Below are 25,946 nucleotides of genomic sequence, written 5' to 3' on the forward strand. Positions count from 1 at the left end.
AAATTTCATGATTGTGACTGGCCCGCCACGCGGCGCTTGGCAGCCGCGGTCCGGGCAGGCCATACTGCTGTCAAGTTGGGTTCCGAACTGCCGCCATCCGCGTCTGGCCCTTGAGGTTTTCGGTCGAACGTGGCGGCTCATCACGTCGAAATTTGGAGGATTGCTTGATGTCCGACGCCGTCAAGGTCGGCTTCGTCCCGCTGTCGACCGCCCCGCGTGGCATCGTGGTGGCGTTCTGCGATGACACCCTGCGTCTTGGAGTCGCGACCGAGAAGGCGCTCGGGGGAGCCTCGGACCTGATCAAGCGCGCGGCCGGGGCAGCCCGGTTCAAGGGCAAGGATGGCGCGGTGTTGGATCTGCTGGCTCCTGAGGGAATCAAGATTCAGCGCTTGATCGTCATCGGCATCGGCAAGGGATCGGACCTCAAGGACAAGGATTTCCTCAAATACGGCGGGACTTTAGCCGGAAAGCTGAACGCCGGAACTGAAGCGGTGGCGGTGCTCGCCGAGCTGCCTTCGGGACCGCTGTTGCCGGATCAGGTCAGCTCGCTGGCCGCCGGGATCCGGCTGCGGGCCTATCGGTTCGACCGTTACAAGACCAAGAAGAAGGACGAGGAGGGCGCCGTCAGCGCCAATGTCTCGATCGCCGTGGCGGACGTCGCGGCGGCCAAGAAGGCCTTCGCGCCGCGATCCCACGTGACCGACGGGGTGATACTGGCGCGCGATCTCGTCAACGAGCCGCCGAACGTGCTCTACCCGGAAGAGTTCGCCAAACGCGCTGCCGCCTTGCGCAAGCTCGGCGTCACCGTCGAGATCCTCGACGTGCCCGCGATGAAGAAACTCGGCATGGGCGCGCTGCTCGGCGTCGGCCAGGGCTCGGCACGGCCGAGCCGCACCGTCGTGATGCACTACAATGGCGGCAAGCGCGGCGAGCAGCCGGTCGCCTTCATCGGCAAGGGCGTGTGCTTCGACACCGGCGGCATCTCGATCAAGCCGGCCGGCTCGATGGAGGATATGAAGGGCGACATGGGCGGCGCGGCCTGCGTGGTCGGCCTGATGCATGCACTCGCCGCACGCAAGGCCAAGGCCAACGTGATCGGCGCCATCGGCCTGGTCGAGAACATGCCGGACGGCAACGCCCAGCGTCCGGGCGACATCGTCACCTCGATGTCGGGCCAGACCATCGAGATCATCAACACCGATGCGGAGGGCCGCCTCGTGCTCGCCGACGTGCTGTGGTACGTCGCGACCAAGTTCAAGCCGAAATTCATGATCGACTTGGCGACCTTGACCGGCGCGATCATGGTCGCGCTCGGCACCGAGCATGCAGGTCTCTTCACCAACAATGATGATCTCGCCGACAAGCTGTTCAAGGCGGGGCAGGAGACGGGTGAGAAGGTGTGGCGCATGCCGCTCGGCCACGAATACGACAAGCTGATCGATTCGCAGTTCGCCGACATGAAGAATACCGGCGGACGCCATGGCGGCTCGATCACCGCCGCGCAATTCCTGCAGCGCTTCGTCAACGACACGCCGTGGGCGCATCTCGACATCGCCGGCACCGCGATGGGCGCGCCGAAATCGGAGATCAACCAGAGCTGGGGATCGGGCTATGGCGTCCGGCTGCTCGATCGGCTGGTGTGGGACTCCTACGAATCCAGATCCGACACCAAAGCTGAAGCCAAATCCGGCGCCAAGGCGTGACGCGGGGCGATGACCGAAGTCCTGTTCTACCACCTGCAGAACATGACCGTGGAAGGCGTGCTGCCGCCGCTGCTCGAGAAGTCGCTCGAGCGCGGTTGGCGCGTCGTGGTGCAGTCGACATCGGAGGAGCGCGCGGATGCGCTAGATGCGCATCTGTGGACCTATCGCGACGATTCGTTTCTGCCGCACGCCACCTGGCGGGTGGCCGATGTGGCCGACCAGCCGATCGTGCTCGCGGTGGAAGAAAGCAATCCCAACGGCGCGAACGTCCGTTTCCTGGTGGATAACGCGGCGCTGCCATCGGACTCGCACAGCTACGAGCGCATGGTGCTCGTGTTCAACGGCGATGATGCGGACGCGCTCGCGGCTGCGAGATCGGCGTGGACCGATTGCAAATCGCGGGGATTCGAGGTCACCTACTGGCAGGCGGATGAACGGGGGCGCTGGCAGCGCCGACAATGATACGGAGGCCCGTGAAGCGCCGATGATGGCAGCGCCGCGTGATTAATGATAATCTGCCGATTTACCGGCAGAGCGTTGGCAAAGTCACGAACGTGCCGCAAAGTGATGTTGGGACAACACGTTAGAGTGTCCACAGGTTGCAATTCAGCAAGGTTCATCGTGCGAGACCACACCAAACAGCTGACGCGCGCTCTGGCGTTCCTTGTGCTTGCCCCGGTCGTCGCCGGATGCTCGAGCACGCCCGATTTCCTGTCCAAGGACGCCGAGTGGTTCAACCGGCCGCAGCGCCTGTTCATCAGAAACATCTCGATCGACGCGCCGCCGCTGACGCCGGACAAGCCGGTCACGGCTGAGGATCTTGTGAGCGCCGAAGGCGCATGCCCGGGCATGGCGCCTGCGGCCGATGCTGCGGGCGCGAACGCGCTGGCGAATGATCCCGCCGCCTCGACGCCGGCTGCCGGCGGCACCGTCGCACTCGGCCACACCGAATGCGACGTGGTGCGCGGCATCGGTGCACCCGACAACGTCAACATCTCGAGCAATGGCGGCGAGCGCGTGGCCACGGTGACCTGGCTGCGCGGCGCACGCGCCGGCGTCTACACGTTCAGCTCCGGCCGCCTGACCTCGGTCGAGCGCGCGCCCGATCCGGGACCGGCGCCGAAGGTGGCGAAGCCGAAGGCGAAGAAGCGGACGAGCTGACGGCGGGAGGCGGCCATGCAAATAACCGGCCTCCGTCGCGAGTTGGAGGAGGCCGGGTATGCGGTACGCCGTGATTTTCTTCCTCGCGAATTGTTGGAGGCCGGCAATCGAATCAAGTCTCGGGCCAGTCTTGAGGCGAGAGCGGAGCCCCATCTCGGGCTTGTTGTCTCGGTCAACTTTTCGGTCGATTTCGCGCCGATCATTCTCTTCGATGCACAATATGAATTGTTGGAGCGCGCCGGATACCGGGATGCGCGCTTTTTTGCTGGATTTCTGATCTCCAAGCCGGCCGGGTGTCCGAGGCTGCACTGGCACCAGGATTGGTGGGGCTGGTCGAGCGCTGTGAGTTACGGCGCCACGCCTCCAATTCTCTATTTCATGTACTATTTGACCGACACGAGTGCTGCAAACGGATGCTTGCGCGTGCTTCCCGGCAGTCATCGGCGCAAGAACGATCTACATGCATTGATCGAGGGCAGGCCGACACATCCCGATCGGGTTCTGCATGTCGACGACGTGCTGGTTTCCACGAGGCCAGACGAAGTTGATGTTGCTGTTCGGAAGGGGGATCTCATCGTTCGCGACGGCAGGCTCCTTCACGCATCCCATGCGAACAATTCGAGCGAAGACCGAGCCCTGATCGTATTGTCCTTCGTGCCGTTCTGGTCGGATCTCCCGGAGGGGCTGCAATGCGCCTTCGACAGAAAGCGGCCCAAGATCGAAAGATCCTGGCCGTCCGCCGAGGCCGAGCGCGTGCTGGATCGAGCGACGGTCTACAACGGCGCGTCGTCGCCGATCCATCTGCAGAGGACTCCGAACTTCGGCGACGATTAAGCTGCCGCGTCCTCCGCATCCAGCTCCATCACGACATCGGTCGCGTTCAACGTATCGCCCGCTTTGCGCCTGACCTGACTGATTGTCCCGGAGTAGGGAGCTTTCACCGACAGCTGTGATTTGGCCGCCTCGATGACGTAGAGGACCTCACCGGTCTTCACCTTTTGACCGGCCTTGACGCAGACGTCGTAGAGCAGGCCGTCAAGTCGAGCGTAAAGCTGCTTGTTCATGTTTCGTCCTCCTGAATCGCCTCAATCGAACCTCAAACATCAACGTCAGCTACCAAAAGTAGAGCAATTTTGATTCTGCTACAATGGCGCTTTCAATCTTATGGATGTATGTAGTCATCGTTGCTACCTCTAGCTCTGGGCATAGCGAGGCGCGCCATGAAGTGGTTCTTCAGCAAGTATCTTTTCGCAGGCATGATTGTCGTGGTTTCGTCGATTGCTGCGCGTGCCGACGTCCTGCCGGCGCCGTCGAGATGGACCAATCAACGAGGCTCGGTTCTCGAGATCTGGTCAGTCACCGATGGGCAGGTGCGAGGGCAATTCACCAACAACGCATCTGGGTTCGCATGCCAGGGTATTCCCTATCCGGTATCCGGCAGATCCGCCGGCAGCGCCGTTATGCTGGTCGTGACTTTTGCCCAGTGCAATTCCATCACGCGTTGGAGAGGCCAAGTCGGCGGCAATCAACTTCGGGCGAATTGGAATCTCTTCTACATTCAGCCCAACGGTGATCTCGGCAATCTGCCGGGTGCCGACCTGTTCCAGCGAACCAATTGATCCGGTCGCTCGCTCCGATCCCGCATTCAGCCGTGCTAGCCGCCGACCGCGAAGGCTTTCGACTTGGAAGCATCTGAAAGCCAAGCTATCGGCGACTTTCGGCCGAATGCCGATCCGAGGCTCGGGGCACTTCAGCTCCCCGCCTCGTCATGCAGCGTGCTGGCTTCCAGCCACTGCTCCTCGGCGCGCGCCAGCGCGTCGGCGGCATTGGCCCGCGCCTTCGACAATTGCGCGGCCTGCTTCGGGTCGCGCGTGAAGATGTCGGGCAGCGACAGCGCGCCGTCGATCTTGGCGATGATCTCGGTGATGCGGGCGATCTCGGCTTCGGCTGCCGCAATCTTCTGCTTCAGCCCGCTGCGCTTGTTGTCGCTGCGGGGCCGCTCGGTCTTCTCGGCGACCTGAGAGCGCTCGTTGTCGCGGGCCGGCGCGCTGCGCGTCGACAGGACCATGCGCCTGTAGTCATCGAGGTCGCCATCATAGGTCTTCACGGTGCGGTCGGCGACGACCCAGAGGCGGTCGGCGCAGGCCTCGATCAGATAGCGATCGTGCGACACCATGATCACGGCGCCGGGAAATTCGTTGATCGCCTCGGCCAGCGCGGCGCGGCTGTCGATGTCGAGATGGTTGGTCGGCTCGTCCAGGATGATCATGTTGGGGCCGAAGAAGGTCGCGAGCCCGAGCAGCAGCCGCGCCTTCTCGCCGCCCGACAGGCTCTTCACCAGCGTGTCGGCGGCCTTGCCGGAAAATCCGATCGCGCCGGCGCGCGCGCGCACTTTCGATTCCGGCGCATCGCCCATCAGCTTGCGCACGTGACTATACGGCGATCCAGTCTCGTCCAGCTCATCGAGCTGGTGCTGGGCGAAATAGGCGATCGACAGCTTGTCGGCGCGCGTGACCTTGCCGGAAAACGGTGTGAGCCGGCCGGCGAGCAGCTTCACCAGCGTGGACTTGCCATTGCCGTTGGCGCCGAGCAATGCGACGCGGTCGTCATTGTCGATGCGTAAGGTGACTCTGTTGAGCACCGGTTGCGCGGGATCGTAGCCGACCGAGGCGTTGTCGACCGCGATGATCGGCGGCGACAGCAGTCGCTCCGGTGCGGGGAACGTGATCTCGTGCACGTCCTGGGTGACGAGCGCGGTGATCGGCTTCATCCGCTCCAACATCTTGACGCGGGACTGCGCCTGGCGCGCCTTCGAGGCCTTGGCCTTGAAGCGCTCGACAAAGGCCTGCAGCCGCGCACGCTCCGCTTCCTGGCGCTTGACCGCCTTGGCATCGAGCATCTCGCGGGTGGCGCGCTGTTCCTCGTAGGAGGAGTAGCTGCCGCGATACAGCGTGAGCTTGCAACGGTCGAGATGCAGGATCTGGTCGACGGAGGTTTCCAGGAGATCGCGGTCGTGGCTGATCACGATCACCGTGCGCGGATAATGCGCCAGATGATCCTCGAGCCACAGCGTGCCCTCGAGGTCGAGATAGTTGGTCGGCTCGTCCAGCAGGAGCAGGTCGGGCGCGGCGAACAGCGTGGCCGCGAGGGCGACCCGCATGCGCCAGCCGCCGGAGAATTCGGCGCAGGCTCGCGCCTGATCCGCGGCGGAAAATCCAAGGCCGCTGAGAATAGCGGCCGCGCGCGCCGGGGCGGAATGCGCGTCGATGTCGACGAGCCGGGTCTGGATCTCGGCGATGCGGTGTGCGTCATGGGCGGTCTCGGCCTCCTGCAGCAGCGCATGCCGCTCGAGGTCGGCCCGGAGAACCACCTCGATCAGGCTTTCGGGCCCGCTCGGGGCTTCCTGGGCCAGGCTGCCGATGCGCCACCGCGGCGGCACGGTGATGCTGCCGCTCTCCAGCGACAGTTCGCCGCGGATCGCCTTGAACAGGGTCGACTTGCCGGTGCCGTTGCGGCCGACCAGTCCGACGCGCGCGCCGGGCGGAATCTGCACTGAGCTCTGGTCGATGAGAAGCCGTCCGGCGAGGCGGATGGAGATGTCGGTGATGGAAAGCATGCGCGCCTTGTCACCGCGCGCGCGGCCAAAGGCAACCGCTTTGTCGCGGTCTCAACCGCCGGAGAGGCTCATCCCGCTTTCGTCGCGCTTGCGCAACTCGTTCATCAGGTCCGCAAGCGGAGCCGGCAAATGAGAGCCGTCCGGCGGCAGGCTGCGTTGCAGGCGTTCGCCGACGGCCTCGCAGATCGACCGGCTGGTCTTGCGATCGAGCGCCTCGCTGAAATCGGCGGTGCGGCCAGACATGAGGGAGTTCCACGAGCAGTTGCAGGACGATGCCGTAACAAGTCGTGACCGCTCGATTTGTTTCCCGCTCCCGACCGGAAGACCCCGAAATGAGGTTGAAAATGCACAAAAAAAGCCCCGGCGTGGGGGAGACGCCGGGGCGATGCGAGTTCGGTGCGGCGGGGGGCGGGTGCCGCGCCGAGGCTCGTATCAATAGCAGCGGTTGATCCACCGCCAGCGCGGTCCCCACGGGGTCGGAACCACGCGGCGCACGTAGCAGCCGCCATAGCCGTAGCTGTAGACCGGGCCACCGACGAAGAAGCGCGGGCCGTAGAACGGACGGTGCCATCCGCCGTAGCCTCCGTGCCAACCGCCCCCATGCCAGCCGCCATGCCAGTGAGCCGAGGCGGCAGTCGGGGCGAGGGCGGCTGCGCCGAGGGCAACGGTGGCCGCCGCGATGAGGGAGAGTTTGCGCAACATGATCGTCTCCTGGATGACAGCGCTGGTGGCGCCGAAATTGTCCGACGGATGAGGCTGGGAGAGGGCGGCCACCGGTCGTATTGCTGGCTCGTCCTCGCCCGATGCCAACACCCTAGGAGCTTCGAGCTGAACACGGGTGGCACGGAGCCTTCAGACTATGTTCAGAATTGTGAAATTGTCGTAAGGCGTCGCGCTCCGGCAGGGGCCCCGGTCGCTTGCCGTCGGCCGATCGCGTCGATATAAGCCCGCAACTCACCGAAATCCCGCACCTCCAAGGACGATATCATGGCGATTGAGCGCACCTTTTCGATCATCAAGCCCGACGCGACCGAGCGTAATCTCACCGGCGCGATCAACGCGCTGATCGAGAAGGCCGGCCTGCGGATCGTGGCCCAGAAGCGCATCCGCATGACCCGCGATCAGGCCGAGACCTTCTATGCCGTGCACAAGGCGCGGCCATTCTTCGGCGAACTGGTCGATTTCATGATCTCCGGCCCGGTCGTGGTCCAGGTGCTGGAGGGCGAGGGCGCCATCCTGAAGTACCGCGACGTGATGGGCGCCACCGACCCGTCGAAGGCGGCCGACGGTACCATCCGCAAGCTGCATGCGAAGTCGATCGGCGAGAACTCGGTGCACGGTTCCGACGCGGCGGAAACGGCAGCGATCGAGATCGCGCAGTTCTTCTCCGGCAACGAGATCGTCGGTTGATCGATCCTCGTGCGGCTGAGGCCCCCTCAGCCGCACGACCTTCGTGCTCTGCGCTGAACTTATCTGAAAGGCCCGGCCGTGAACTGGCTATCGCAACTCGCCGATTCCGCCAGCTTCGGCCATGTGCTCGCTCAATTCGAGGCCGACCTGCAGAGCCCGGGCTTCTGGCTCGCGCTCGGCAAGATCGTCTGGATCAACGTGCTGTTGTCGGGCGACAATGCGCTGGTCATCGCGCTCGCCTGCCGCGGCCTGCACGGCAAGCATCGCTTCTGGGGCATGGTGGCCGGCTCCGGCATTGCCGTCGCATTGCGCATCGCCTTTACCGGCATCGTCGCCACCCTGATGGCGCTGCCATACCTGAAATTGATCGGCGGGCTGGCACTGATCGTGATCGCCGCCAAGCTGCTGGTGCCCGAGGACGAGAACGACGAGATCGCGGCCGGCACGACGCTGTGGCATGCGGTCCGCATCGTCGCGCTCGCCGACCTCGTGATGAGCCTCGACAACGTGATCGCGGTGGCTGCGGCCGCCAACGGCCAGGCGTCCCTGCTGATCATCGGCCTTGCCATGAGCATCCCGCTGATCATCGCGGGTGCCGCGCTGATCATGCTGGTGCTCGATCGGGTCCCGCTGCTGGTCTGGCTCGGCGCGATGCTGCTCGGCTGGGTGGCCGGCGAGGTGATCGCGACCGATCCCGCGATCGAGCCGATGCTGCACCATCTGCTCGACGGCACCGTCCTCATCAACATCGAGGCGACCTCGGCGCTGTTCGCCGGCAAGACCAATCTCGCGAGCCATGTCGATGTCATGGAGACGCTGATGTCGCTGATCGGCGCCGGTGTGGTGCTGATCGCCGGCTCGATCTGGCGCGGCCGCGCGCTGCAGCGTCAGGCCGAGAGCGAGCTGCAGCCGGTGCCGGCGCGCGGCGTCGATCTGCCGTAGCTGATCGTCAGGACGCGCCGCATCCGACCGGGCGGCGTCAGGACTCCGCATCCAGCCGATCGAGGAATTCGCGGACGGTGTGGACCGATCCCGTGGCCGCTGGCTGGTAGCCGGGCAGGGCAGCAACGGCGCGATGGAATTCATCGCCCTTCATCACCTCGAGCACCCGCCGCATCGGGTCGGTTTCCAGAAACGATTTATGGCAGGCGAAGAAATAGTCCTCGGTGAGGATACGGATGAAGTCGAGCCCGAACTGCCGCGCGGCAGCCTCGACGCCGAAGCAGACGTCGGCCATGCCGCTCGCGACATAGGCGGCGACGGCGGCATGGGTGAACTCGATCTGCTGCGCGCCATTGATGCTGGTTTCGTCGATGCCTTGTGACGCGAGCAACTGATCGAACAACAGGCGGGTGCCGGAATCATGATCGCGATTGACGAAGCGCGCCCTGCCGTCGGCAAGATCGGCCAATGAACGGATGGACAGCGGATTGCCGCGCTTGACCATCAGCCCCATCTCGCGGGTCACGAAGCTGATGACGCAGTCCTGCTTGGGATCGAGCCAATCCCGGCAGGCCTGGATGTTCTGGGCACGCAGCTCGCCGCGCGGCAGATGCAGCCCCGACAGGTCGCATTCTCCTTGCGCCAGCGAGGCCAGCGAATGCTGGCTGCTGACATAGCGGACATCGACCCCGACGCCTGACTCGCGATCCAACAGCTCGCGCAGCTTGGCGACGGCAAAGCCGTGGCTGGCGTGAACGCGGATCACGCCAGGATGCGACTGCAGGAACGGCTTGATCTCGGTCACCAGCTCCTGCGCCAGATTGTCGAGCTGCGGGCCGAGGCGAGCCTGCATGCGCTCGCCCGCCCAGACCAGCTTGTCGCCGAACGCCGTGAGCTTCGATCCTTTGCCGCGCTGGGTCTCGACCAGCGGCACGCCGAAGAATTCAGACCACTGCTCGATCAGATTCCAGACGTGACGATAGGAAAGATGCGCGTCACTGGCCGCGCTGGTGATCTTACCCGTCCTCCCGATTTCACTGAGCACGCGGAGCATCACGACGATGCTCTGCGGGCCGTCGTCCTTGTAGAAGCGCCAGACAGGTTCGATCGCGATCCGCAACATCAGGGCCCGCTTGTGAAGTCGGCTTCATATGACCGCCGGCCATAGGCAACAGATATCATATTTACGAACAGATATTTGTTCTTACCTTCATTGGTATACAACAAACGGAGGAAATATGATGTCGATTGCATATGATTACGAGCGCGGCTCGAGGGGGACGTCCTATCTGACGAAGCCGTTCCAGCTCCTGATCGGCGGCAGGCATGTTCCCTCGGTTTCGGGACGCACCTTCACGTCGCTCAATCCTGCAACCGAGCAGGCGATTGCGACGGTCGCCGAGGGCAATGCCGAGGATGTCGATCTCGCAGTCGCCGCGGCCCGCAAGGCCTTCGAAGGGCCGTGGCGAACGATGCGTGCGGCGGAGCGCGGCGCGATCCTTCTGAAATGGGCGCAGCTGTTGCGCGACCATGCCGACGAGATCATCGAGCTCGAAAGCCTCGATGCCGGCAAGCCGGTGTCGGCGATCCTGCGCCAGGATCTTCCCGCCGCCATCGATACGCTCACCTATTACGCCGGATGGGCCGACAAGATCAGCGGTGAAGTCGTCTCCACGCGCGATGATGCGCTGACGTATACGGTGCGCGAGCCGGTCGGCGTGGTCGCGGCGATCGTGCCGTGGAATTTCCCGCTGATGATCGGGATGTGGAAGCTAGCGCCGGCGCTGGCCTGCGGCTGCACCGTCGTGATGAAGCCCGCCGAGCTGACGTCGCTGTCGGCGCTGCGGATCGGGGAGCTCGCGCTCGAAGCCGGACTGCCGCCCGGTGTTCTCAACATCGTGACCGGCCCCGGGCGCACCGTCGGCGAGGCGCTGGTCAACCACCCCGATGTCGACAAGGTCACGTTCACCGGCTCGCCCGGCGTCGGCCGCGGCATCATGAAGGCGGCGGCCGGCAACTTCAAACGCGTCTCGCTCGAGCTCGGCGGCAAGTCGGCCAACATCATCTTCGACGATGCGAACATCGAGGCCGCCGCGAAGGCTGCGGCCAGCGGCATCTTCTTCAACACCGGGCAGGTGTGCTCGGCCGGATCGCGGGTGCTGGTGCACGAGCGCGTGTATGACGAGGTGGTCGAGCGCCTGACCGAGCGCGCACGGGCGCTGCGGATCGGCGATCCGCTCGATCGCGCAACCTCGCTCGGACCGGTCATCTCCGAACGGCAGATGAAGACGATCCTCGACTATGTCGACATCGGACGCAACGAAGGCGCCACGCTCGTCACCGGCGGCCAGCGCGCGGCCGCCCGCGGCTATTTCGTCAGCCCCGCCGTCTTCGCCGGCGTCACGCACGACATGCGGATCTCGCAGGAAGAGATCTTCGGACCCGTGGTCAGCGTGATCAAGTTCAGGGACGAGGCCGAGGCGCTGCGGATGGCGAACGGCACGGCCTACAGCCTGGCCGCCGGCGTCTGGAGCCGCGACATGGGGCGCGTCCATCGCTTCGCCAAGCGCCTGCGCGCCGGCACCGTGTGGATCAACACCTATGGCTACACCGATGTGCGGCTGCCTTGGGGTGGCGATCGTGACTCCGGACTGGGCCGCGAGCACGGCACGGCCGCGCTGGACAACTTCACGGAGCCGAAATCCGTCTGGATGAACCTCGCGGTGTGAGCCAGGCGTCGGCTGACGCGGACGGCCGCCATTCGCATCGGCGGCCGTCTGCGCGATCCAACGGATCAGTCGGCCTTGGCGCCGGTCGGCGGCTGGCGTGTCGGCGTCCTCCGATGGCCTGTGAGAAGCACGATGGCCGTCGTGTTTGTTGCCGTTACCGTCTCCGATCACTGAGTCGGCCAGCCATCTTGGCGGCAGGATCACAAGCCAATCCACAGTGCTGCGGCACGGTGCCGCGCCTTTGCCAGGTACCGCAGGGCGCGGTCCTCTGTTTCTTATAATCTTGAACCCGTTCGCGCCGCCGCGACACCACCACGTCGAGCTCCACTGATCGGGCCATGATTGGAATTGTTTCGAATTGGACTTGCGCCTGTTGACTGCAGATGAGATTGCGCACGTCAAGTCGTCGTTCGACTTGGTATTTGCCAATGCTACACGGATGACGACGACGTTCTATGACCGCGTCTTCGAGCTCGCGCCGGAATGTCGGGCGATGTTTCCCGCCGACATGGACGTGCTGAAACGGGACTTCATCGCGACCCTGGCGGTCCTCGTCGGCAGCCTCGATCAGACGACTGGTCTGTTGTCGAGCACCGACATCCTCGGCCGCAATCATGCGCGCTATGGGGTCCGGCCTGAGCACTATCCGGTGGTCGGCGAAGCACTACTGTGGAGCCTCGCCAAAGGACTTGGTCCGCATTGGAATGATGAGGTCGAGCAGGCCTGGCGCAAGGTCTATGGCGTCATCGCCAAGCGCATGATCGCAATTTCGGTCGGCGCTCCGCGGTCCTGATCCGGATCTAGCTGCGCACGATCGAGCCGGAGCGGCCGACGAGGCGCGCGAGCTGCTTGAAGCGTCCGCCGACGCGGTCGGCGACGAGGTCGACCATCTGGTGCTCGAACACCAGCATCAGCTTGCGGTCCTGGGTGCGGAAATGCGTTGCGGGCAGCACGCCGGGCCGCGCCGCCGAGATCAGATGCGCGACGCGAAACGCGGTGCCGAGCAGGCGCGCACGATCGATCTGGGCCGGGCTCAGCTGCTCGGTGAGGGCAGGCGCCGCCGCCTCGTCGCGCAGGCCCTCGTAGCGGAAGAACACGGACAGCGCGACGAAGATGCGGCCCTCGTGGTTGATCGAGCCGAAATTGCCGTTCAGAACGATGCCGTAGGTCTGCTCGCCGCGATGGTCCGGATGCATGCGCCAGCCGATGTCGGACAACAGGCAGGCGGCGTGCCGCAGCCGGCGCTCGTCCTCGGTCTCGCGGATGTGCATCACGCGGAACAGGCGGTCGGTCCAGTCGATCAGCTCGCGGGCATGCTGGGCCGAGCGCGACAACAGCTCGTTGAGGCCCTGCGCCGCGCACAGCAGCCCGTCCTTGGCGCGCTCGGCGTCCGGAAGCTTGGAGTAGAGCAGGCCCTCGCGCACGCCGAAGGTCGAGAACACGACGGTCGTCGGCCTGGCGACGCGGATGATGTGCTCGAGCACCAGCGCAGCATAGGCAAGCAGCGGGCGCCGCGCCTCGGCGATCGCTTCGATGTCGGCCAGCATGTCGGCGGCGACGAGACGGCGCAGCCGGCGCACGAAGGCCAGCGCATCGGCCGCCGGAATCGCATAGCCGTGCATCACCCCGAGCGGATAGCCGCTCTGGATGATGTGGATGCGCGCCAGCGCGCGCCAGGTGCCGCCGACCGCATAGAAGGTGCGGTTCTGGCCGGCCAGCAGTTGCGGCAGGTCGGTCAGCGCCTCGCTCGCGATCCGCTGCGCCTTCTTCAGCGATTTCTCGGCGAGATCCTGCAGCGCCAGGCTGCCGAGCGGCAGGGTAACGCCGCTGCGGACCTGGTGCCCGCGCACGTCGATCAGCTCAAGTGAGCCGCCGCCGAGATCACCGACGATGCCGTCGGGCTTGTGAATGCCGGAAATGACACCGAGCGCCGAATAGCGCGCCTCTTCGGGGCCGGTGAGGATCTGGATCGGGACGCCGCAGATCTTCTCGGCCTTGGCGATGAAATCAGCGCCGTTCGAAGCATCGCGGCAGGCGGCGGTCGCGATGGCATGCACTTGCCCCACCCGCTGCACCTTGCACAACGCGCGGAAGCGCTTCAGCGCGGTCAGCGCCTTGTCGACGGCATCGGCCGCGAGCAGGCCGGTGGTCTGGACCTCGCGGCCGAGCCCGCACAGCGCCTTCTCGTTGAACACGGTCACGAGGCTGCGTTCCATCGCCTGGTAGACGACGAGACGGACCGAATTCGAGCCGATGTCGATGACACCGACGCTGGCGGACCTCGTGCCGGGCCGCTTCACCACGGCATGTCCCGTTGCAGAAGGCCCCGGTGCAGACAGCCCCTATGAAGGAGAGCGTTCATTCCGGCGCGTGAGCCGGCGCGGCGATGATTCCTTGAGCGACTTTCCACGGCCGGACAGACTCGGATTCGTCATGAAGTAATTGTGCAGGTTGAACGGCTCCTCGCCCTTCGCGGCCTTCATACGCGTTGACGACCCATCCGGCAACAATTGCCAGCTCTGCTCGGTGTCCTTGAGGTTCGCGACCATGATCTGTTCCAGAACCTGCTGATGCACGGTCGGGTTCTGAAGCGGGCAAAGCACCTCGACGCGGCGGTCGAGATTGCGCGGCATCATGTCGGCCGAGGAGATGTAGACGGCGGCCTTGGCGCTCGGCAGGCCCTGACCCATACCAAAGCAGTAGATGCGGCCATGCTCGAGGAAGCGGCCGATCACCGATTTGACGCGAATGTTCTCCGACAGTCCGGGGAGGCCGGGACGCAGGCAGCAGATGCCGCGCACGATCAGCTCGATCGAGACGCCGGCCTGCGAGGCCTCATACAGCGCGTCGATGATGTCTGGATCGACCAGCGAGTTCATCTTCATCCAGATCACGGCCGGCTTGCCCTGGCGGGCGAAGCTGGTCTCACCGTGGATGTGCTCGATCATGCGCTTGCGAAGCGTGAGCGGCGACACCGCCATCTTCTCGATGTCGATCGGCTCGGCATAGCCGGTGATGTAGTTGAACACCCGCGTGACGTCGCGGCCGATCACCGGGTCCGATGTGAAGTAGGACAGGTCGGTGTAGATGCGCGCCGTCACCGGATGATAGTTGCCGGTGCCGGTGTGGACATAGGTGGTGAGGCTGCCGCCCTCGCGGCGCACGACCATCGACAGCTTGGCATGCGTCTTCAGCTCCAGAAAGCCGTAGACGACCTGCACGCCGGCGCGCTCCAGATCGCGGGCCCAGCGGATGTTGGCCTCCTCGTCGAAACGCGCCTTGAGCTCGACCAGCGCCGTCACCGACTTGCCGGCTTCGGCAGCTTCCACCAGCGTGCGCACGATAGGCGAGTTGTTGGAGGTGCGGTACAGCGTCTGCTTGATCGCGACGACGTCCGGGTCGCGCGCCGCCTGCTGCAGGAACTGCACGACGACGTCGAACGACTCGTAAGGGTGATGGACGATCAGGTCCTTCTGCCGGATGGCGGCGAAGATGTCGCCGCCATGGTCGCGGACACGCTCGGGATGGCGCGGCACATAGGGTGCGAATTCGAGGTCGGGCCGGTCGACGCGCGTCAGTTGCGACAGCTCGTTCATCGCCAGCACGCCGTCGACCAGGAACACCTCGTCATCGGTGGTCGAGAGCGCATTCTGCACGAAGCGGCGCAGCTCCTCCGGCATGTTGGCCTCGATCTCGAGCCGGATCACCGAGCCGCGACGGCGCCGCTTCAGCGCGGTTTCGAACAGCCGCACCAGGTCTTCGGCCTCTTCCTCGATCTCGATCTCGCTGTCGCGGATGATCCGGAAGGCGCCCTGGCCCTTCACGGTGTAGCCGGGAAACAGCCGGCCGATGAACAGGCCGGTCGCCTGTTCCAGGGTGATCAGGCGGATCACGCCATCCTTGGAGCCGGGGAAGCGGATGAAGCGGTCGATCTTGCCGGGCATGCGGATGAGGGCGTTCATCGGGCGCCCGTCGGCGGAGCGGATCAATTGCAGCGCCACCGTGAAGCCGAGGCTCGGGATGAATGGGAACGGATGCGCCGGATCGATCGCGAGTGGCGTCAGCAGCGGGAAGATGTTGGCGAGGAAGTGGTCCTCGATCCAGGCGCGCTCGCTCTTGGTGACGTCCTGACCGTCGACGAGCACGATGCCGAGCTCGCCGAGAAACTTGCGCAGGTCGCGCCAGATCGCCTGCTGGTCGATCGCGAGCTGCGACACCGTCTCGTTGATCAGCTTCAGCTGCTCGGTCGGCGTCAGCCCGTCGGGGCTGCGCTCGGCGATGCCCTCGCGGACCTGGGCGCGGATGCCGGCGACGCGCACCATGAAGAATTCATCAAGGTTGTTGGCGGAAATCGACAGAAAGCGCACTCGCTCCAGGGCGGGATGCCGCGGATTGACCGATTCCTCCAGAACGCGGCGGTTGAAGTGAAGCCAGGACAATTCCCGATTGATGAATCGCTCGGGGCTCGAGGCAATCTCGATGGACGGCACGGCGACCGGTTCTTTCTCTGAGATTTCAGTAACTTGCTCGGTATCCATCGGAATTCGATCCATATCCATCCAGTCGCGAACCAGTCGCGAACGGTCGACCGTAGCCCAATCTGGGTAACCAGGGGATGACGTTGCCGGCACCATTGGGGTTCCGTGCCCGTCCGCCGTCAAGATGGTCGCGGGTCAAAGCGGGCGGAGCAGCTCCGCCGCCAGCGCCCGGGTGACCGGCCGTCCGAGCCGCAGGGACTCGTCGTCCAGCAGTGCGACGGTCTGGCGGGCGGCCGCGTAGGACCGTTCGATGTGGCTTGCGAGATAGCTGACCACGGTCTCGTCGATCGCCAGTTGCCGGTCCGCGGCCAGCTTGACGATCAAGGCGCGGAACAGCTGGTCGTCGGGCGGCAGCAGCGTGACGACCGGGACGGCGCGCAGCCGCGACCTCAGATCGGCCAGGGCGATGGGCAGGGCCGCCGGGGCCTCGCGCGCCGTGATCAGCACGAAGGCCTCGTCCTGGCGGGCGAGGTTCAGCAGGTGAAACAGCGCTCGCTCGTCGAGATCGGTGGCCGTCAGATCCTCCAGCACCAGCGCGCCGGTGGCGAGTGCCCCAGGGACCACGCTCGCCTCGAGGGCATGCGCGGACAGGGATCGGGCGCCAGCCCGCTCGGCCCAGATCGCGGCGAGGTGGCTCTTGCCAGAGCCGTCGGGGCCGACCAGGAACATGGTCCGCGCCGGCCATTCCGGCCAGGCGTCGACCAGAGCGAGCCCGGCCGCGTTGCCTGGACCTTCGAAGAAATTGTCCCGCGTCAGGCTCTCCGCATGCGGCAGCGCGAAGGCCAGCTGACGAGGGGGGATATGGCCGGCCAAGATCGAATTGCTCCGTATCGTGTGGTGCGTGAGGTCGGGACGGGCCCTCCGCGGAGGATCACCGGACCTCGATGGTGCTCATGTGGCGCACCCAGTCGACGAGATACAGCCCGACCGACACGAGGGTAAAGACGGTGACCAGCACCATCAGCACCACATCGTAGGGCTGGGGCTCGAAGCCGAAGCTGAGCGAGGCCAGCACGAGCGCCGCGAATCCCACCTGGGCGACCGTGTTCAGCTTGGACACCATCAATGGCTTCATCGCGACCGGCCGGTCGAACAGCCAGGACACGATCACCGCCGAGACGATCATGATGTCGCGCGAGACCACCAGGATCACGATCCAACGCGGGATCGCGCCCCAGATGCCAAGCGTGACGAAGATCGAGACCAGCAGCGCCTTGTCGGCGAGAGGATCGAGCAGCGCTCCCAACTCGGACCGCAGGTTGAAGCGCTTGGCCAGGAAGCCGTCCACGGCGTCGCTCACCCCCGCGACCACGAAGACCAGAAATGCGATCTCCATCTGGCCGGCCGCAATGGCCCAGACGACGATCGGAACCAGCAGGATTCGACCCAGCGTGATCAGATTGGGGATACTGTGGGGAATGGTCACGCAGCGGGTCCCGACGACGACTCGATCAAAAGACAATCCGATTCCGAAACAGGGCGAACCGGTCCGTTCCTAGATAGTATGGGGACGAGCCCCTTGCGAGCCATTGCGCGCGGCCGGATTCCGACGTAACCAGCGGCCAGATTAGGGGTTTTTACCATGACCGAGCGCAAGAACGGGCTCACTTATGCAGATTCGGGCGTCGATATCGATGCCGGAAACCGTCTGGTCGATCTGATCAAGCCCATGGTGCGCGCAACCGCCCGCGCCGGCGCGGATGCCGAGATCGGCGGCTTTGGCGGCCTGTTCGACCTCAAGGCCGCCGGATTCAAGGATCCGGTGCTGGTCGCGGCAACCGACGGCGTCGGCACCAAGGTGAAGATCGCGATCGAGACCGGGCTGCATGGCGGCATCGGCATCGACCTGGTCGCCATGTCGGTCAACGATCTCGTCGTGCAGGGTGCCGAGCCGCTGTTCTTCCTCGACTACTTTGCGTGCGGCAAGCTCGACCCGGAGGCGACGGCGTCGATCGTCGCCGGTGTCGCCGAAGGCTGCCGGGAATCCGGCTGCGCGCTGATCGGCGGTGAGACCGCGGAAATGCCGGGCCTCTACAAGGACGGCGACTACGATCTTGCCGGTTTCGCGGTCGGCGCGGCGGAACGTGGGACGCTGCTGCCGTCTCCCGACATCGCGGCCGGTGACGTGGTGCTGGGGCTCGCATCCTCCGGCGTCCACTCCAACGGCTATTCGCTGGTGCGCAAGATCGTCGCCCAGTCCGGCCTCGGCTTCGATGCGCCGGCACCGTTCGCGCCGGTCCTGACTCTCGGCGCGGCGCTGCTGACGCCGACCCGGCTCTATGTGAAGTCGTGCCTTCGCGCCATCCGCGAGACCGGTGCGGTGAAGGGGCTCGCACACATCACGGGCGGCGGCTTCACCGACAACATTCCGCGCGTGCTGCCGAAGCATCTCGGCGTCTCGATTGACCTGACGGGCCTGCCGGTGCTGCCGGTCTTCAAATGGCTGGCGGAGCAGGGTGGCATTGCAGAGCGCGAGCTCTTGCGTACCTTCAATTGCGGGATCGGCATGATCGCGATCGTCAAGGCCGAGGCCGTCGATGCCGTCATCGAGGTGTTCACCGCGAATGGCGAGCACGTCGCACGGCTCGGCGAGGTCGTTGCTGCGACAGGCGACGAGCGGGTGATCTACACCGGCGCCCTCGATCTGGCTCTGTGAGACGGGTGAGCCGATGAAGCGCCGCGTCGCCATCCTGATCTCGGGCCGTGGGTCGAACATGGCCGCGCTGATCCACGCGGCGTCGCAGCCGGATTTTCCGGCCGAGGTCGCCATCGTGATCTCCAACCGAGCCGATGCGGCCGGACTGCAGAAAGCGCAGGAAAGCGGCGTCGCGATCGAAATCATCGAGAGCAAGCCGTTCGGCAAGGACCGCGCAGGGTTCGAAGCCAGACTGCAGCAGGCGCTCGATGCACGCGGCATCGAGATCATCTGCCTGGCCGGATTCATGCGCCTGTTCACGGCGGAGTTCGTGCAGCGCTGGTATGGCAGGATGCTGAACATTCATCCGTCGCTGCTGCCGTCGTTCCCCGGCCTTGATCCGCACGGCCAGGCGCTGCGTGCCGGCGTCAAGCTGTCAGGCGCCACCGTGCATTTCGTCATTCCGGAGACGGATGCTGGTCCGATCGTGATGCAGGGCGCGGTCGTGGTCAGGGACGACGATACGCCGGACACCCTGTCGACGCGCATTCTCGGCGTCGAGCATCGCATCTATCCCGAGGCGCTGAAGCTGCTGGCCAAGGGCCTAGTGCGGCTCGAAGGCGATCTCTGCCGGACGTCGTCCGTGGAGCAGGGCGATCACGCGCTGATCTGGCCCGTCGTCCGGTAGCTGTCGCCGGACGAAAAAAATCCCCGGCGGGGCCGGGGTACATCAAGGCTGACGAAGTCTGATCATCCGCGGCGAGCGAGCGTGACGCGGAGCTCGTGAGTTGGTTTACGAACCCGCGCTGTGGCGCCCTCCGCCGGGACGATGCTCACGAGAGCTTCAGGTTCTCTGCCGACGTCTTGCCGCGGCTCTCCACCAGATCATATTCGATCGTCTGGTTCTCGTTGAGCGTGGTCAGTCCAGCACGCTCCACGGCCGAGATGTGGACGAACACGTCCTTGTCTCCGCCAGCCGGTTTGATGAAGCCATATCCCTTGGTCGGGTTGAACCACTTCACGCTGCCCTTGTAGGTCGGCATCGCTGTCTCCTTCGTCTAGACGAAAAAAAGACGCGGCCACGCTCGCGCGTGCCACGCCACAAACGGGCTTCCCGGGATCTGCTCAATTTCCGAAGTCGCGAAACGCACAGTCGAACGGCCAATCCGATTGTACGGGAGATTGCAACACGATTTTCCGCCGATATCAAGGTTGGCGGACTGATGAGAACGCGTCGCGGCGTCGCGTCGCCGGCTGCTGCTGCAACTGCGTGGCTTGTGGCGCTGGAACCACAAATCCTTGCAGGGCAGCCGCGACATGGCAATCCTCATTGACCGCGATCGGGAACTGCGGGCAGAACATCGCTGCAATATTGAAGCGAATTTGAGCGGGCGGCGAACGGGGCATCGATGCGCGGGGCGTCTCAGGCCAGGCTGGGTTGGCGAATGCGCAGCGGCGCATCCGGGGCGATGCTGCTCATCGGCGGGCTCGGTTTGGTCGCCGCTTCTTCGCCGTGCGCCGCGCAGGCCAGCCTGCCGAGCATCGCCGCAAGCCCGACGCCAACGCCGAGCCCGCTGCCCAGTCCTGCACCGGGCGCGATCAGTTCCGAACGCTCGGCCGGCCGAACCGTGCTCGATCTCGGCTCGAGCTTCCTCGAACGGCTCGGTACTCAGGTCACGCAGGGCGCCACCCGGCTGCCGCGGAGCAATCCCGGCGGCGGCGGCGCGCCGGAGGCTTCGGAACAGCCTCGGTTCCGGACCTGGGGCGAGATGTATGGCGCAACCGTCCGCAGCAATGCGCAAGGCGACTTCGTCGGCGACAAGAGGACGACTTGGGGCGGCGTCGCCGGTATCGGCATGCGTCTCATGCCGGGCGTGAATGTCGGACTATCCGTCGACCAGAGCCGGACCTGGGTCGATTTGCCGCTGGCGCTGCAAGCGGCGACGCTCGATCTCACACAGTTCGGGTTCAACGCCTCGGTCGACCAGGGACCCTGGACCTGGGCGATCGCGGTCGTCCATGGCTTCGGCGGGATCAGTGCGCGGCGCGACACCAGCCTCGGTACGGCGACGTCGGTCTACGGCGCCCACATCACGGGCGTGCTGAGCGAGCTTGACTACTACTGGAGCATCGGTGAGAGCCGGATCGTTCCGAAGCTTGCCTTCGAATACACGCGCGCCACGACGGCGGCATTCCAGGAGGCGGGCGGGCTCGATCCGCTGTCGGTCAGCGGTACCTCGCTGGAGCGCGCCCGCGTTCTCGTCGGCGCCGAGTTCGGCCGCTACTTCATCGTCGACGGCAAGATCCTCGACGTCTCGGCCTATGGCAAGCTGGTCGACAATTTCAGCCAGAATCTCGGCGCGGTGACCGTCAGCCTCGGTCCGCAGAGCATCACGCTGCAGGGCCTTGGCGAGGGCCGCTACGGCGCCGACGCCGGCGCGGCACTGTCGCTATCCCTGAATCGAACGGCACGCCTCTATCTCAACTACGATGCGAAGCTTCGCTCGCTGCTGCAATCGCATCAGGGCACGCTCGGCGTCGAGTTCAAATGGTAGCTCGTCATACGGGTTTCGGCGCGACGTAGCCGTTGAAGCCGACGACATCCCGCGCGGGCGCCATCAGCGGCACGAGATTCAGCGGGTGGATGAACTCGTCCCGGAAGCAGGCATGGACCTTCGGATCGAAGATGCGTTTCAACCAGTCGATGACGACCTTGTGTCGGTCGGAGTTGCGAAACTCCTTGTGATAGGTCATCCACAGATCCATGTGGTAGTTGATGCCGAGATCCACAGGAACGAGCGGCGCCCCGAGCGCGACCGCCGAGGTCGGCAGAAAGCCGATGCCGGCGCCGCGCTCGACCGCGTAAAGCACGGCAACGCTCGAATTGGTTGAGATGCCGACGATGCCTTCGAGGGACTCCAAGCCGAGGATGCGCGCATAGCCGGTCTCGTCGAGCTGCACGCCGTGCTGCTTGATGATGCGATGATCCTTGAGCTCCGCCAGCGATGTCGGCAGTCCATGCGCGTCGCGATAGGCTTCCGACACGAAGCCGTAGATGTGCAGACGGCCGAGCTTTGCAACGATCACGTCAGGGTTGGTCGGCCGTTCGAACTGGATCGAGATGTCAGCCTCCAGCCGCGACACGTCGGCCTGCTGCATCGCGCAGCTCAGATCGACGGTGATCCTGCGATAGGTCTTCTGGAAATCGATCAGTCGCGGCAGGATCCAGAAGTTGCCGGGGCCTTCGGTCACGGCGACGCGCACCGACCCCTGAGTGTCGGTCGACAGCGAAGCGCGCCGGAAGATGTTGAAGCTCAGCCGCTCCATCTGCTCGACGTCGAAGAGCAACGATCGTCCCTCGTCGCTGAGCGACAGGCCGGATTGATCACGGATGAAGAGCTTGCATCCGAGCTCTTCCTCGAGCCGGTCGATCTTGCGCATCAGGGTCGTGCCGGTCAGTCCGAGAACATCCGCCGCGTTTCGGAAGCTGCGGTGACGCGTACAGAGCAGAAATGCTCTCAAATCCTCCCATGAGGGGTTAAGCGTTTCGTCAGACTTCCTGCGCTGCGTGGATGCAGCACCCCGATGCAAATGTTGCCGCATACACTCCAGCTCCGACAAGTATGATGACGTCATCAAAGCCAAGCTGGAAACATAGATGCAGAACCCTCACCGCGGAAGCACAGAATTCACGCTGCGACATCAGCTCGACGCGCTGCCGCGGACGGATCGGGTCGCGGCTCAGGCGGTCACGCTCGATCGGCTCGGCGAGCTCACGGCGCTCGCACGCCGGGAAATACCGGGCGTTCGTGCCTCAGAACACGAGCTTGCGGAGTTCTTGCGGCACGATCCGGACTCGATCTTCGCGCTCTACCGCGGCAGGAACCTGCTCGGCGGCATCGCCTTCCTCTATCTCAACTGCTCAGGCCTCGATGCGTTGCTCCTGGATGAGTTCAATTTGAATGATCCGCCGCGCAGATTTCTGGCGCGGCCGGACGAAGACGTAGCCGCCATCTATGTCTGGGCGCTCGTCGCGCAAGGGCGAGGAGCGATCGGTCTCGGCAATGTCGCGCAGGCGCTGCAAGGCGCGAGATTTCGCGCAGCCGATTACTATGCGCAACCATCGAGTCCGGAAGGGCGCGCGTTTCTCGGCGCGCTCGGCTTCACGCCGGTACCGAGCTTTCAGCCCGATCTCTGGTGGTATCAGCGGCCGTGGAACCGGATGCCGGAGATGATCGCGCCTTCGATCCAGTCGATGAAGGGTTTCGAACAAGGGAGCATTGCGGATGCACAGCATTAGTTCGGCCATGGCGGCAAAGACAAATCCCCGCGCGATCACGGTGCGCATCGCGCGCGATCCGAATGACCTCATGCTCGTTACCGCGATCCGCTCGGCGGTCTACCTGACCGAGCAGGATTGTCCCATGGAGGAGGAGTTCGACGGCAACGATCTGGTTGCAGCCCACTTCCTCGGTTTCGTCGGCAAGGAGCCGGCGGGATGCGTACGCGTGCGCTTCTTCGGCGACTTCGCCAAGGTCGAGCGGCTGGCGGTGCGCCATCAGTACCGGCGTTCCCGGCTGTCGTTCAAGCTGGTTCGCGAGGCGCTCGACTATTGCAGGCGAAAGGGCTTCAAGAAGGCTTATGGCCACGCGCAGGATCGTCTCGTCGATTTCTGGGCGCATTTCGGCGCCAAGCCGCTCGGCCATAATCGCAAGCTCACATTCTCCGACTTCTCCTACACGGAGATGGTGCTGGACCTCGAGCCGTGCGACGATGCGATCACGCTCGACAGCGATCCCTACATGATCATTCGTCCGGAAGGCGACTGGGATCGGCCGGGTGTGCTCGATCTCTCGGCCGGCCGGCCGGCATCGTCGCCCTTGCACGACTTCGCCGCAGCGAGACCGTGATGACGGGCCGAGATCTGTTCGGTGCCACCGAGGCGGATCCGCCTGTTCTCGTCTGCGCCGATCTGCAGTGCGAATATCTCGCCGAGGGGCGCAGGCATCTGATCGCCGATGGCGACGTCGTCATGGCGCTGTGCCGGCAGTTGATCGCGCTCTGGCGCGACAACCTGTGGCCGGTCGTCCATCTCAAGCGGATCGCACAGGCAGCCTGGTTCAACCCGGCCTCCAACCTGACGAACTGGCTTCCGGACTTCAAGCCAACCCCGGGGGAGCTCGCGTTCGAGCATCCACTGCCCTCGGCCTATAGCTCGGCCCGGTTCGCCGAGTACATGGCGAACATGCGCAGCATGCGCTGCGTGCTGCTCGGCTTCTCGCTGGACGAGACGATCCTCTCGACGGTGGTGGACGGCTTTCACCGCAGTCACCGCTATCAGGTGATCGGAGACGCCGTCGCCTGCCGGCAGGCCTGCGCCGGCGACGCCGCGTTGTACAAGCTGGTTGTAACCAAGGTGATCGGCAATTTTGCCGGCGTCCTCGACAGTGCCGAGCTTATCGGCGCCGGCGGCCGTCTAGCGGTGTGACCGCGGCGGCTATTGGCGGTATCATCCTGAGGCGAGTCGTTCGGCCAGATCGATAATCATACGGCGATCGGCCGGATCGCTGATCTTGTTGAACGCGACGACGAGGCGAAGGGCCTCGACGACGTGCAGGTCGACCGGATTCTCGCTGAGCAGCCGCAGCAGCCTCTGTTCCGGCGGTTCGCAATCGTCTTTGCTCACGCGGCAGCTCCAGGACCGAGACCACGACATGACCCGAGAGGAAGAGCTCAAAGAGCTGGCGAGCAGCCTCCGGGCAGCCATCGCAAAGGCGCGCCAGCTCAATCTGCCGACCAGCGCCTACATCCTTTCGATGGCTCTGGTTGAGGTGTCCCAGACAATCGAGGCGGAGTTGAGGGGGCAGACCAGCGCCGAATGATGGGCGGCATCATGACCACCCGTGCCGCCTGCTGCAATCAACTTGGCAGACTCGGGAAGACGCAGCCGGCCGGAGCGGCTGCGACGCCTATCAGGCCCGGTCGACCCGGACGACGCGGCCCTTCTCGATGGCGAGTGCGAGCTTGCCGTGCTTCAGCGCGAGCGCGGCCTCGCCGAACAGCTCGCGGCGCCAGCCCTGCAGCGCAGCAACGTCGGCATTGTCATCGGCGGCGATCTGCTCGAGATCGTCGACGGTGGCGATGACCTTGCTCGCCACGGCGTGGCGTTCCGAGGTCATGCGCAGCAGGACCTTGAGCAGCTCGACGATCGCAGCGCCGTTGGAGTTGTTGCGCGGCTTTTCCAGCTTGGGCAAAGCGGCGAGATCGCGCGCCAGACCGCGCTGCACGGCGGCAACGATGTCGGAGCCCCATTTGGAGCGCTCGAAGCCCTTGGGCAGCGAGCGCAGATTGCCGAGCTTCTCGATCGTTGTCGGGGCATGGGTGGCGATGTCGCCGACCGCGTCGTCCTTCATCACGCGGCTGCGCGGCACGTCGCGGCTCTGCGCCTCCTGCTCGCGCCAAGCCGCGACCTCGATCAACACGGCCAATTCCTTCGGCTTGCGGACGCGGGTCTTCAGCCGCTCCCAGGCGCGCTCGGGGTGGAAGTCGTAGGTCTTCGGCGAGGTCAGGATCTCCATCTCCTCGCTGACCCAGTCGCTGCGCCCGCGCTTCTTCAGATCGGCATCGAGCGCGGCGAACACGTCGCGCAGATGGGTGACGTCGGCCTCGGCGTAGTGCGCCTGCTCCTTGGTCAGCGGCCGGCGCGACCAGTCGGTGAAGCGGTGGGTCTTGTCGGGGCGATGGCCGGTGATGCGTTCGACCAGTTGGTCATAGGCGATGCTGTCGCCATACCCCAGCACCATCGCGGCGACCTGGGTGTCGAAGATCGGATGCGGCACGATGCCGGCGCGGTGCCAGATGATCTCGATGTCCTGGCGGGCGGCATGAAAGACCTTGAGGATCTTCTCGTTCGCCATCAGCTCGAAGAAGGCTTTGAGATCGATGCCCTCGGCCAGCGCATCGATCACCACGGCCTCGTCCGGGCTCGCCATCTGCACGACGCAGAGCAGGGGATAGTAGGTGGTTTCCCGCAGGAACTCGGTATCGACGGTGACGACCGGGTGGCGGGCGAGGCGGGCGCAGGCGGCTGCGAGGTCCGCGGTGGTGGTGATCAAGTCCATGAACGATCCATGACGAGGCTCTTACGCCGTCGTCCGAAAACGCTGACAAGTCAAGGGTGTCGGCAAAGGGTACGGGACGAATTCGTGTCCG

Annotated in this window: 29 protein-coding genes; 16 read left to right on the forward strand and 13 right to left on the reverse strand. The window is 64.8% G+C overall.

Translation table 11 applies throughout. The features are described from left to right. Positions 1-167: 167 nt before the first annotated feature. From QW887_RS02145 to QW887_RS02160, 4 genes are all read left to right on the forward strand, one after another. Complete coding sequence (locus QW887_RS02145; protein WP_315712388.1) at positions 168-1,703, forward strand: leucyl aminopeptidase; 1,536 nt, start codon at positions 168-170, stop codon at positions 1,701-1,703. 9 nt (positions 1,704-1,712) lie between these two features. Next, positions 1,713-2,165 (forward strand): DNA polymerase III subunit chi, encoded by a 453-nt coding sequence (locus QW887_RS02150; RefSeq protein ID WP_315749957.1) that lies wholly within the window; start codon positions 1,713-1,715, stop codon positions 2,163-2,165. A gap of 204 nt (positions 2,166-2,369) precedes the next feature. Beyond that, the gene (locus QW887_RS02155; RefSeq protein ID WP_316185084.1) at positions 2,370-2,864 is read left to right on the forward strand and encodes a hypothetical protein; all 495 of its coding nucleotides are present in this window, start codon (positions 2,370-2,372) and stop codon (positions 2,862-2,864) included. A 15-nt stretch (positions 2,865-2,879) separates the two neighbouring features. Then, the gene (locus QW887_RS02160) at positions 2,880-3,698 is read left to right on the forward strand and encodes a phytanoyl-CoA dioxygenase family protein (RefSeq protein WP_316184876.1); all 819 of its coding nucleotides are present in this window, start codon (positions 2,880-2,882) and stop codon (positions 3,696-3,698) included. Here QW887_RS02160 and QW887_RS02165 read toward each other — a convergent pair. Further along, entirely contained in the window at positions 3,695-3,928 is a 234-nt protein-coding gene (locus QW887_RS02165; protein ID WP_315712384.1) for an acetyl-CoA carboxylase biotin carboxyl carrier protein subunit, read from the reverse strand. The genes QW887_RS02160 and QW887_RS02165 overlap by 4 nt on opposite strands. Positions 3,929-4,084: 156 nt before the next feature. Here QW887_RS02165 and QW887_RS02170 point away from each other — a divergent pair, with 156 nt between their 5' ends. Further along, positions 4,085-4,483, forward strand: a complete 399-nt coding sequence (locus QW887_RS02170; protein WP_315712383.1) for an avidin/streptavidin family protein — start codon at positions 4,085-4,087, stop codon at positions 4,481-4,483. Between the two features lie 131 nt (positions 4,484-4,614). Here the strand turns inward: QW887_RS02170 and QW887_RS02175 are convergent, their stop codons facing one another. The 3 genes from QW887_RS02175 to QW887_RS02185 all read right to left on the reverse strand — a co-directional run bounded on the left by QW887_RS02175 (position 4,615) and on the right by QW887_RS02185 (position 7,182). Continuing rightward, the gene (locus QW887_RS02175) at positions 4,615-6,480 is read right to left on the reverse strand and encodes an ABC-F family ATP-binding cassette domain-containing protein (RefSeq protein ID WP_316184878.1); all 1,866 of its coding nucleotides are present in this window, start codon (positions 6,478-6,480) and stop codon (positions 4,615-4,617) included. Between the two features lie 51 nt (positions 6,481-6,531). Further along, positions 6,532-6,723: a hypothetical protein gene (locus QW887_RS02180; RefSeq protein WP_316184880.1), complete on the reverse strand. Its 192-nt coding sequence runs from the start codon at positions 6,721-6,723 to the stop codon at positions 6,532-6,534. Positions 6,724-6,912: 189 nt separating this feature from the next. Continuing rightward, the gene (locus tag QW887_RS02185; RefSeq protein ID WP_315712648.1) at positions 6,913-7,182 is read right to left on the reverse strand and encodes a sulfur globule protein precursor; all 270 of its coding nucleotides are present in this window, start codon (positions 7,180-7,182) and stop codon (positions 6,913-6,915) included. Positions 7,183-7,467: 285 nt separating this feature from the next. On the opposite strand from QW887_RS02185, the gene ndk reads away from it, so the two are divergent. Together ndk and QW887_RS02195 are read left to right on the forward strand one after the other, a co-directional pair. After that, entirely contained in the window at positions 7,468-7,890 is a 423-nt protein-coding gene (gene ndk / locus QW887_RS02190) for a nucleoside-diphosphate kinase (protein ID WP_315712380.1), read from the forward strand. Between the two features lie 78 nt (positions 7,891-7,968). Beyond that, positions 7,969-8,832 (forward strand): TerC family protein, encoded by an 864-nt coding sequence (locus QW887_RS02195; RefSeq protein ID WP_315712379.1) that lies wholly within the window; start codon positions 7,969-7,971, stop codon positions 8,830-8,832. Positions 8,833-8,869: 37 nt separating this feature from the next. Here the strand turns inward: QW887_RS02195 and QW887_RS02200 are convergent, their stop codons facing one another. Next, a complete protein-coding gene (locus QW887_RS02200) occupies positions 8,870-9,955 on the reverse strand; it encodes a substrate-binding domain-containing protein (protein ID WP_315712378.1) in 1,086 nt (361 codons plus the stop codon). Positions 9,956-10,073: 118 nt separating this feature from the next. On the opposite strand from QW887_RS02200, the gene QW887_RS02205 reads away from it, so the two are divergent. After that, positions 10,074-11,561 (forward strand): aldehyde dehydrogenase family protein, encoded by a 1,488-nt coding sequence (locus tag QW887_RS02205; protein WP_315826800.1) that lies wholly within the window; start codon positions 10,074-10,076, stop codon positions 11,559-11,561. A gap of 439 nt (positions 11,562-12,000) precedes the next feature. Continuing rightward, a complete protein-coding gene (locus QW887_RS02210) occupies positions 12,001-12,354 on the forward strand; it encodes a globin domain-containing protein (RefSeq protein ID WP_316194125.1) in 354 nt (117 codons plus the stop codon). 7 nt (positions 12,355-12,361) lie between these two features. Here the strand turns inward: QW887_RS02210 and ppx are convergent, their stop codons facing one another. From ppx to QW887_RS02230, 4 genes are all read right to left on the reverse strand, one after another. After that, the gene (gene ppx, locus QW887_RS02215) at positions 12,362-13,861 is read right to left on the reverse strand and encodes an exopolyphosphatase (RefSeq protein ID WP_316164845.1); all 1,500 of its coding nucleotides are present in this window, start codon (positions 13,859-13,861) and stop codon (positions 12,362-12,364) included. Between the two features lie 42 nt (positions 13,862-13,903). Continuing rightward, on the reverse strand, positions 13,904-16,099 hold the full coding sequence (locus tag QW887_RS02220; protein WP_316194126.1) for an RNA degradosome polyphosphate kinase: 2,196 nt from the start codon (positions 16,097-16,099) through the stop codon (positions 13,904-13,906). Between the two features lie 135 nt (positions 16,100-16,234). Then, positions 16,235-16,912 carry a DnaA ATPase domain-containing protein gene (locus tag QW887_RS02225; RefSeq protein WP_316164711.1) on the reverse strand — a complete coding sequence of 226 codons (678 nt, stop codon included), beginning with the start codon at positions 16,910-16,912 and terminating at the stop codon, positions 16,235-16,237. Between the two features lie 58 nt (positions 16,913-16,970). Continuing rightward, entirely contained in the window at positions 16,971-17,525 is a 555-nt protein-coding gene (locus QW887_RS02230) for a CDP-alcohol phosphatidyltransferase family protein (RefSeq protein ID WP_315712371.1), read from the reverse strand. Between the two features lie 156 nt (positions 17,526-17,681). On the opposite strand from QW887_RS02230, the gene purM reads away from it, so the two are divergent. Beyond that, on the forward strand, positions 17,682-18,755 hold the full coding sequence (purM, locus tag QW887_RS02235; RefSeq protein ID WP_315712369.1) for a phosphoribosylformylglycinamidine cyclo-ligase: 1,074 nt from the start codon (positions 17,682-17,684) through the stop codon (positions 18,753-18,755). Between the two features lie 13 nt (positions 18,756-18,768). Beyond that, positions 18,769-19,422, forward strand: a complete 654-nt coding sequence (purN, locus tag QW887_RS02240; RefSeq protein WP_315712367.1) for a phosphoribosylglycinamide formyltransferase — start codon at positions 18,769-18,771, stop codon at positions 19,420-19,422. Positions 19,423-19,567: 145 nt separating this feature from the next. On the opposite strand, the gene QW887_RS02245 is transcribed toward purN, so the two are convergent. Next, on the reverse strand, positions 19,568-19,777 hold the full coding sequence (locus tag QW887_RS02245; RefSeq protein ID WP_315712366.1) for a cold-shock protein: 210 nt from the start codon (positions 19,775-19,777) through the stop codon (positions 19,568-19,570). 366 nt (positions 19,778-20,143) lie between these two features. On the opposite strand from QW887_RS02245, the gene QW887_RS02250 reads away from it, so the two are divergent. Continuing rightward, entirely contained in the window at positions 20,144-21,289 is a 1,146-nt protein-coding gene (locus tag QW887_RS02250; RefSeq protein WP_316173814.1) for an autotransporter outer membrane beta-barrel domain-containing protein, read from the forward strand. A gap of 4 nt (positions 21,290-21,293) precedes the next feature. Here the strand turns inward: QW887_RS02250 and QW887_RS02255 are convergent, their stop codons facing one another. Beyond that, the gene (locus QW887_RS02255; RefSeq protein WP_315712364.1) at positions 21,294-22,337 is read right to left on the reverse strand and encodes a LysR family transcriptional regulator; all 1,044 of its coding nucleotides are present in this window, start codon (positions 22,335-22,337) and stop codon (positions 21,294-21,296) included. A 55-nt stretch (positions 22,338-22,392) separates the two neighbouring features. On the opposite strand from QW887_RS02255, the gene QW887_RS02260 reads away from it, so the two are divergent. Genes QW887_RS02260 through QW887_RS02270 form a run of 3 tightly spaced genes read left to right on the forward strand, consistent with a single transcriptional unit; the run spans position 22,393 to position 24,222 of the window. Then, positions 22,393-23,034 (forward strand): hypothetical protein, encoded by a 642-nt coding sequence (locus QW887_RS02260; RefSeq protein WP_315712362.1) that lies wholly within the window; start codon positions 22,393-22,395, stop codon positions 23,032-23,034. Beyond that, complete coding sequence (locus QW887_RS02265) at positions 23,021-23,644, forward strand: GNAT family N-acetyltransferase (RefSeq protein WP_315712361.1); 624 nt, start codon at positions 23,021-23,023, stop codon at positions 23,642-23,644. Before QW887_RS02260 ends, QW887_RS02265 begins: the two co-directional genes overlap by 14 nt. Next, positions 23,644-24,222, forward strand: coding sequence for an isochorismatase family protein (locus QW887_RS02270; protein WP_315712360.1), 579 nt, complete (start codon positions 23,644-23,646; stop codon positions 24,220-24,222). The genes QW887_RS02265 and QW887_RS02270 overlap by 1 nt, the downstream gene beginning before the upstream one ends. A gap of 21 nt (positions 24,223-24,243) precedes the next feature. Here the strand turns inward: QW887_RS02270 and QW887_RS02275 are convergent, their stop codons facing one another. Beyond that, entirely contained in the window at positions 24,244-24,420 is a 177-nt protein-coding gene (locus QW887_RS02275; RefSeq protein WP_315712358.1) for a hypothetical protein, read from the reverse strand. A gap of 28 nt (positions 24,421-24,448) precedes the next feature. Here QW887_RS02275 and QW887_RS02280 point away from each other — a divergent pair, with 28 nt between their 5' ends. Continuing rightward, the gene (locus tag QW887_RS02280) at positions 24,449-24,616 is read left to right on the forward strand and encodes a hypothetical protein (protein ID WP_315712357.1); all 168 of its coding nucleotides are present in this window, start codon (positions 24,449-24,451) and stop codon (positions 24,614-24,616) included. Between the two features lie 90 nt (positions 24,617-24,706). On the opposite strand, the gene rnd is transcribed toward QW887_RS02280, so the two are convergent. Next, positions 24,707-25,855, reverse strand: a complete 1,149-nt coding sequence (rnd, locus tag QW887_RS02285; protein ID WP_316173813.1) for a ribonuclease D — start codon at positions 25,853-25,855, stop codon at positions 24,707-24,709. Positions 25,856-25,946 lie beyond the last annotated feature (91 nt).

This window comes from Bradyrhizobium sp. SZCCHNRI3052 (assembly GCF_032484895.1).
Classification (GTDB): Bacteria; Pseudomonadota; Alphaproteobacteria; order Rhizobiales; family Xanthobacteraceae; genus Bradyrhizobium.

What these genes read in the sequence shown, in the direction of transcription:
- QW887_RS02145 (WP_315712388.1), top strand. Translation starts at nt 168, where the DNA reads ATGTCCGACGCCGTCAAGGTCGGCTTCGTCCCGCTGTCGACCGCCCCG.
- QW887_RS02150 (WP_315749957.1), top strand. Translation starts at nt 1,713, where the DNA reads ATGACCGAAGTCCTGTTCTACCACCTGCAGAACATGACCGTGGAAGGC.
- QW887_RS02160 (WP_316184876.1), top strand. Translation starts at nt 2,880, where the DNA reads ATGCAAATAACCGGCCTCCGTCGCGAGTTGGAGGAGGCCGGGTATGCG.
- QW887_RS02165 (WP_315712384.1), bottom strand. Translation starts at nt 3,928, where the DNA reads ATGAACAAGCAGCTTTACGCTCGACTTGACGGCCTGCTCTACGACGTC.
- QW887_RS02170 (WP_315712383.1), top strand. Translation starts at nt 4,085, where the DNA reads ATGAAGTGGTTCTTCAGCAAGTATCTTTTCGCAGGCATGATTGTCGTG.
- QW887_RS02175 (WP_316184878.1), bottom strand. Translation starts at nt 6,480, where the DNA reads ATGCTTTCCATCACCGACATCTCCATCCGCCTCGCCGGACGGCTTCTC.
- QW887_RS02180 (WP_316184880.1), bottom strand. Translation starts at nt 6,723, where the DNA reads ATGTCTGGCCGCACCGCCGATTTCAGCGAGGCGCTCGATCGCAAGACC.
- QW887_RS02185 (WP_315712648.1), bottom strand. Translation starts at nt 7,182, where the DNA reads ATGTTGCGCAAACTCTCCCTCATCGCGGCGGCCACCGTTGCCCTCGGC.
- ndk (WP_315712380.1), top strand. Translation starts at nt 7,468, where the DNA reads ATGGCGATTGAGCGCACCTTTTCGATCATCAAGCCCGACGCGACCGAG.
- QW887_RS02200 (WP_315712378.1), bottom strand. Translation starts at nt 9,955, where the DNA reads ATGTTGCGGATCGCGATCGAACCTGTCTGGCGCTTCTACAAGGACGAC.
- QW887_RS02205 (WP_315826800.1), top strand. Translation starts at nt 10,074, where the DNA reads ATGTCGATTGCATATGATTACGAGCGCGGCTCGAGGGGGACGTCCTAT.
- QW887_RS02210 (WP_316194125.1), top strand. Translation starts at nt 12,001, where the DNA reads ATGACGACGACGTTCTATGACCGCGTCTTCGAGCTCGCGCCGGAATGT.
- QW887_RS02220 (WP_316194126.1), bottom strand. Translation starts at nt 16,099, where the DNA reads ATGGATACCGAGCAAGTTACTGAAATCTCAGAGAAAGAACCGGTCGCC.
- purM (WP_315712369.1), top strand. Translation starts at nt 17,682, where the DNA reads ATGACCGAGCGCAAGAACGGGCTCACTTATGCAGATTCGGGCGTCGAT.
- purN (WP_315712367.1), top strand. Translation starts at nt 18,769, where the DNA reads ATGAAGCGCCGCGTCGCCATCCTGATCTCGGGCCGTGGGTCGAACATG.
- QW887_RS02245 (WP_315712366.1), bottom strand. Translation starts at nt 19,777, where the DNA reads ATGCCGACCTACAAGGGCAGCGTGAAGTGGTTCAACCCGACCAAGGGA.
- QW887_RS02250 (WP_316173814.1), top strand. Translation starts at nt 20,144, where the DNA reads ATGCGCGGGGCGTCTCAGGCCAGGCTGGGTTGGCGAATGCGCAGCGGC.
- QW887_RS02255 (WP_315712364.1), bottom strand. Translation starts at nt 22,337, where the DNA reads ATGCGGCAACATTTGCATCGGGGTGCTGCATCCACGCAGCGCAGGAAG.
- QW887_RS02260 (WP_315712362.1), top strand. Translation starts at nt 22,393, where the DNA reads ATGCAGAACCCTCACCGCGGAAGCACAGAATTCACGCTGCGACATCAG.
- QW887_RS02265 (WP_315712361.1), top strand. Translation starts at nt 23,021, where the DNA reads ATGCACAGCATTAGTTCGGCCATGGCGGCAAAGACAAATCCCCGCGCG.
- QW887_RS02270 (WP_315712360.1), top strand. Translation starts at nt 23,644, where the DNA reads ATGACGGGCCGAGATCTGTTCGGTGCCACCGAGGCGGATCCGCCTGTT.
- QW887_RS02280 (WP_315712357.1), top strand. Translation starts at nt 24,449, where the DNA reads ATGACCCGAGAGGAAGAGCTCAAAGAGCTGGCGAGCAGCCTCCGGGCA.
- rnd (WP_316173813.1), bottom strand. Translation starts at nt 25,855, where the DNA reads ATGGACTTGATCACCACCACCGCGGACCTCGCAGCCGCCTGCGCCCGC.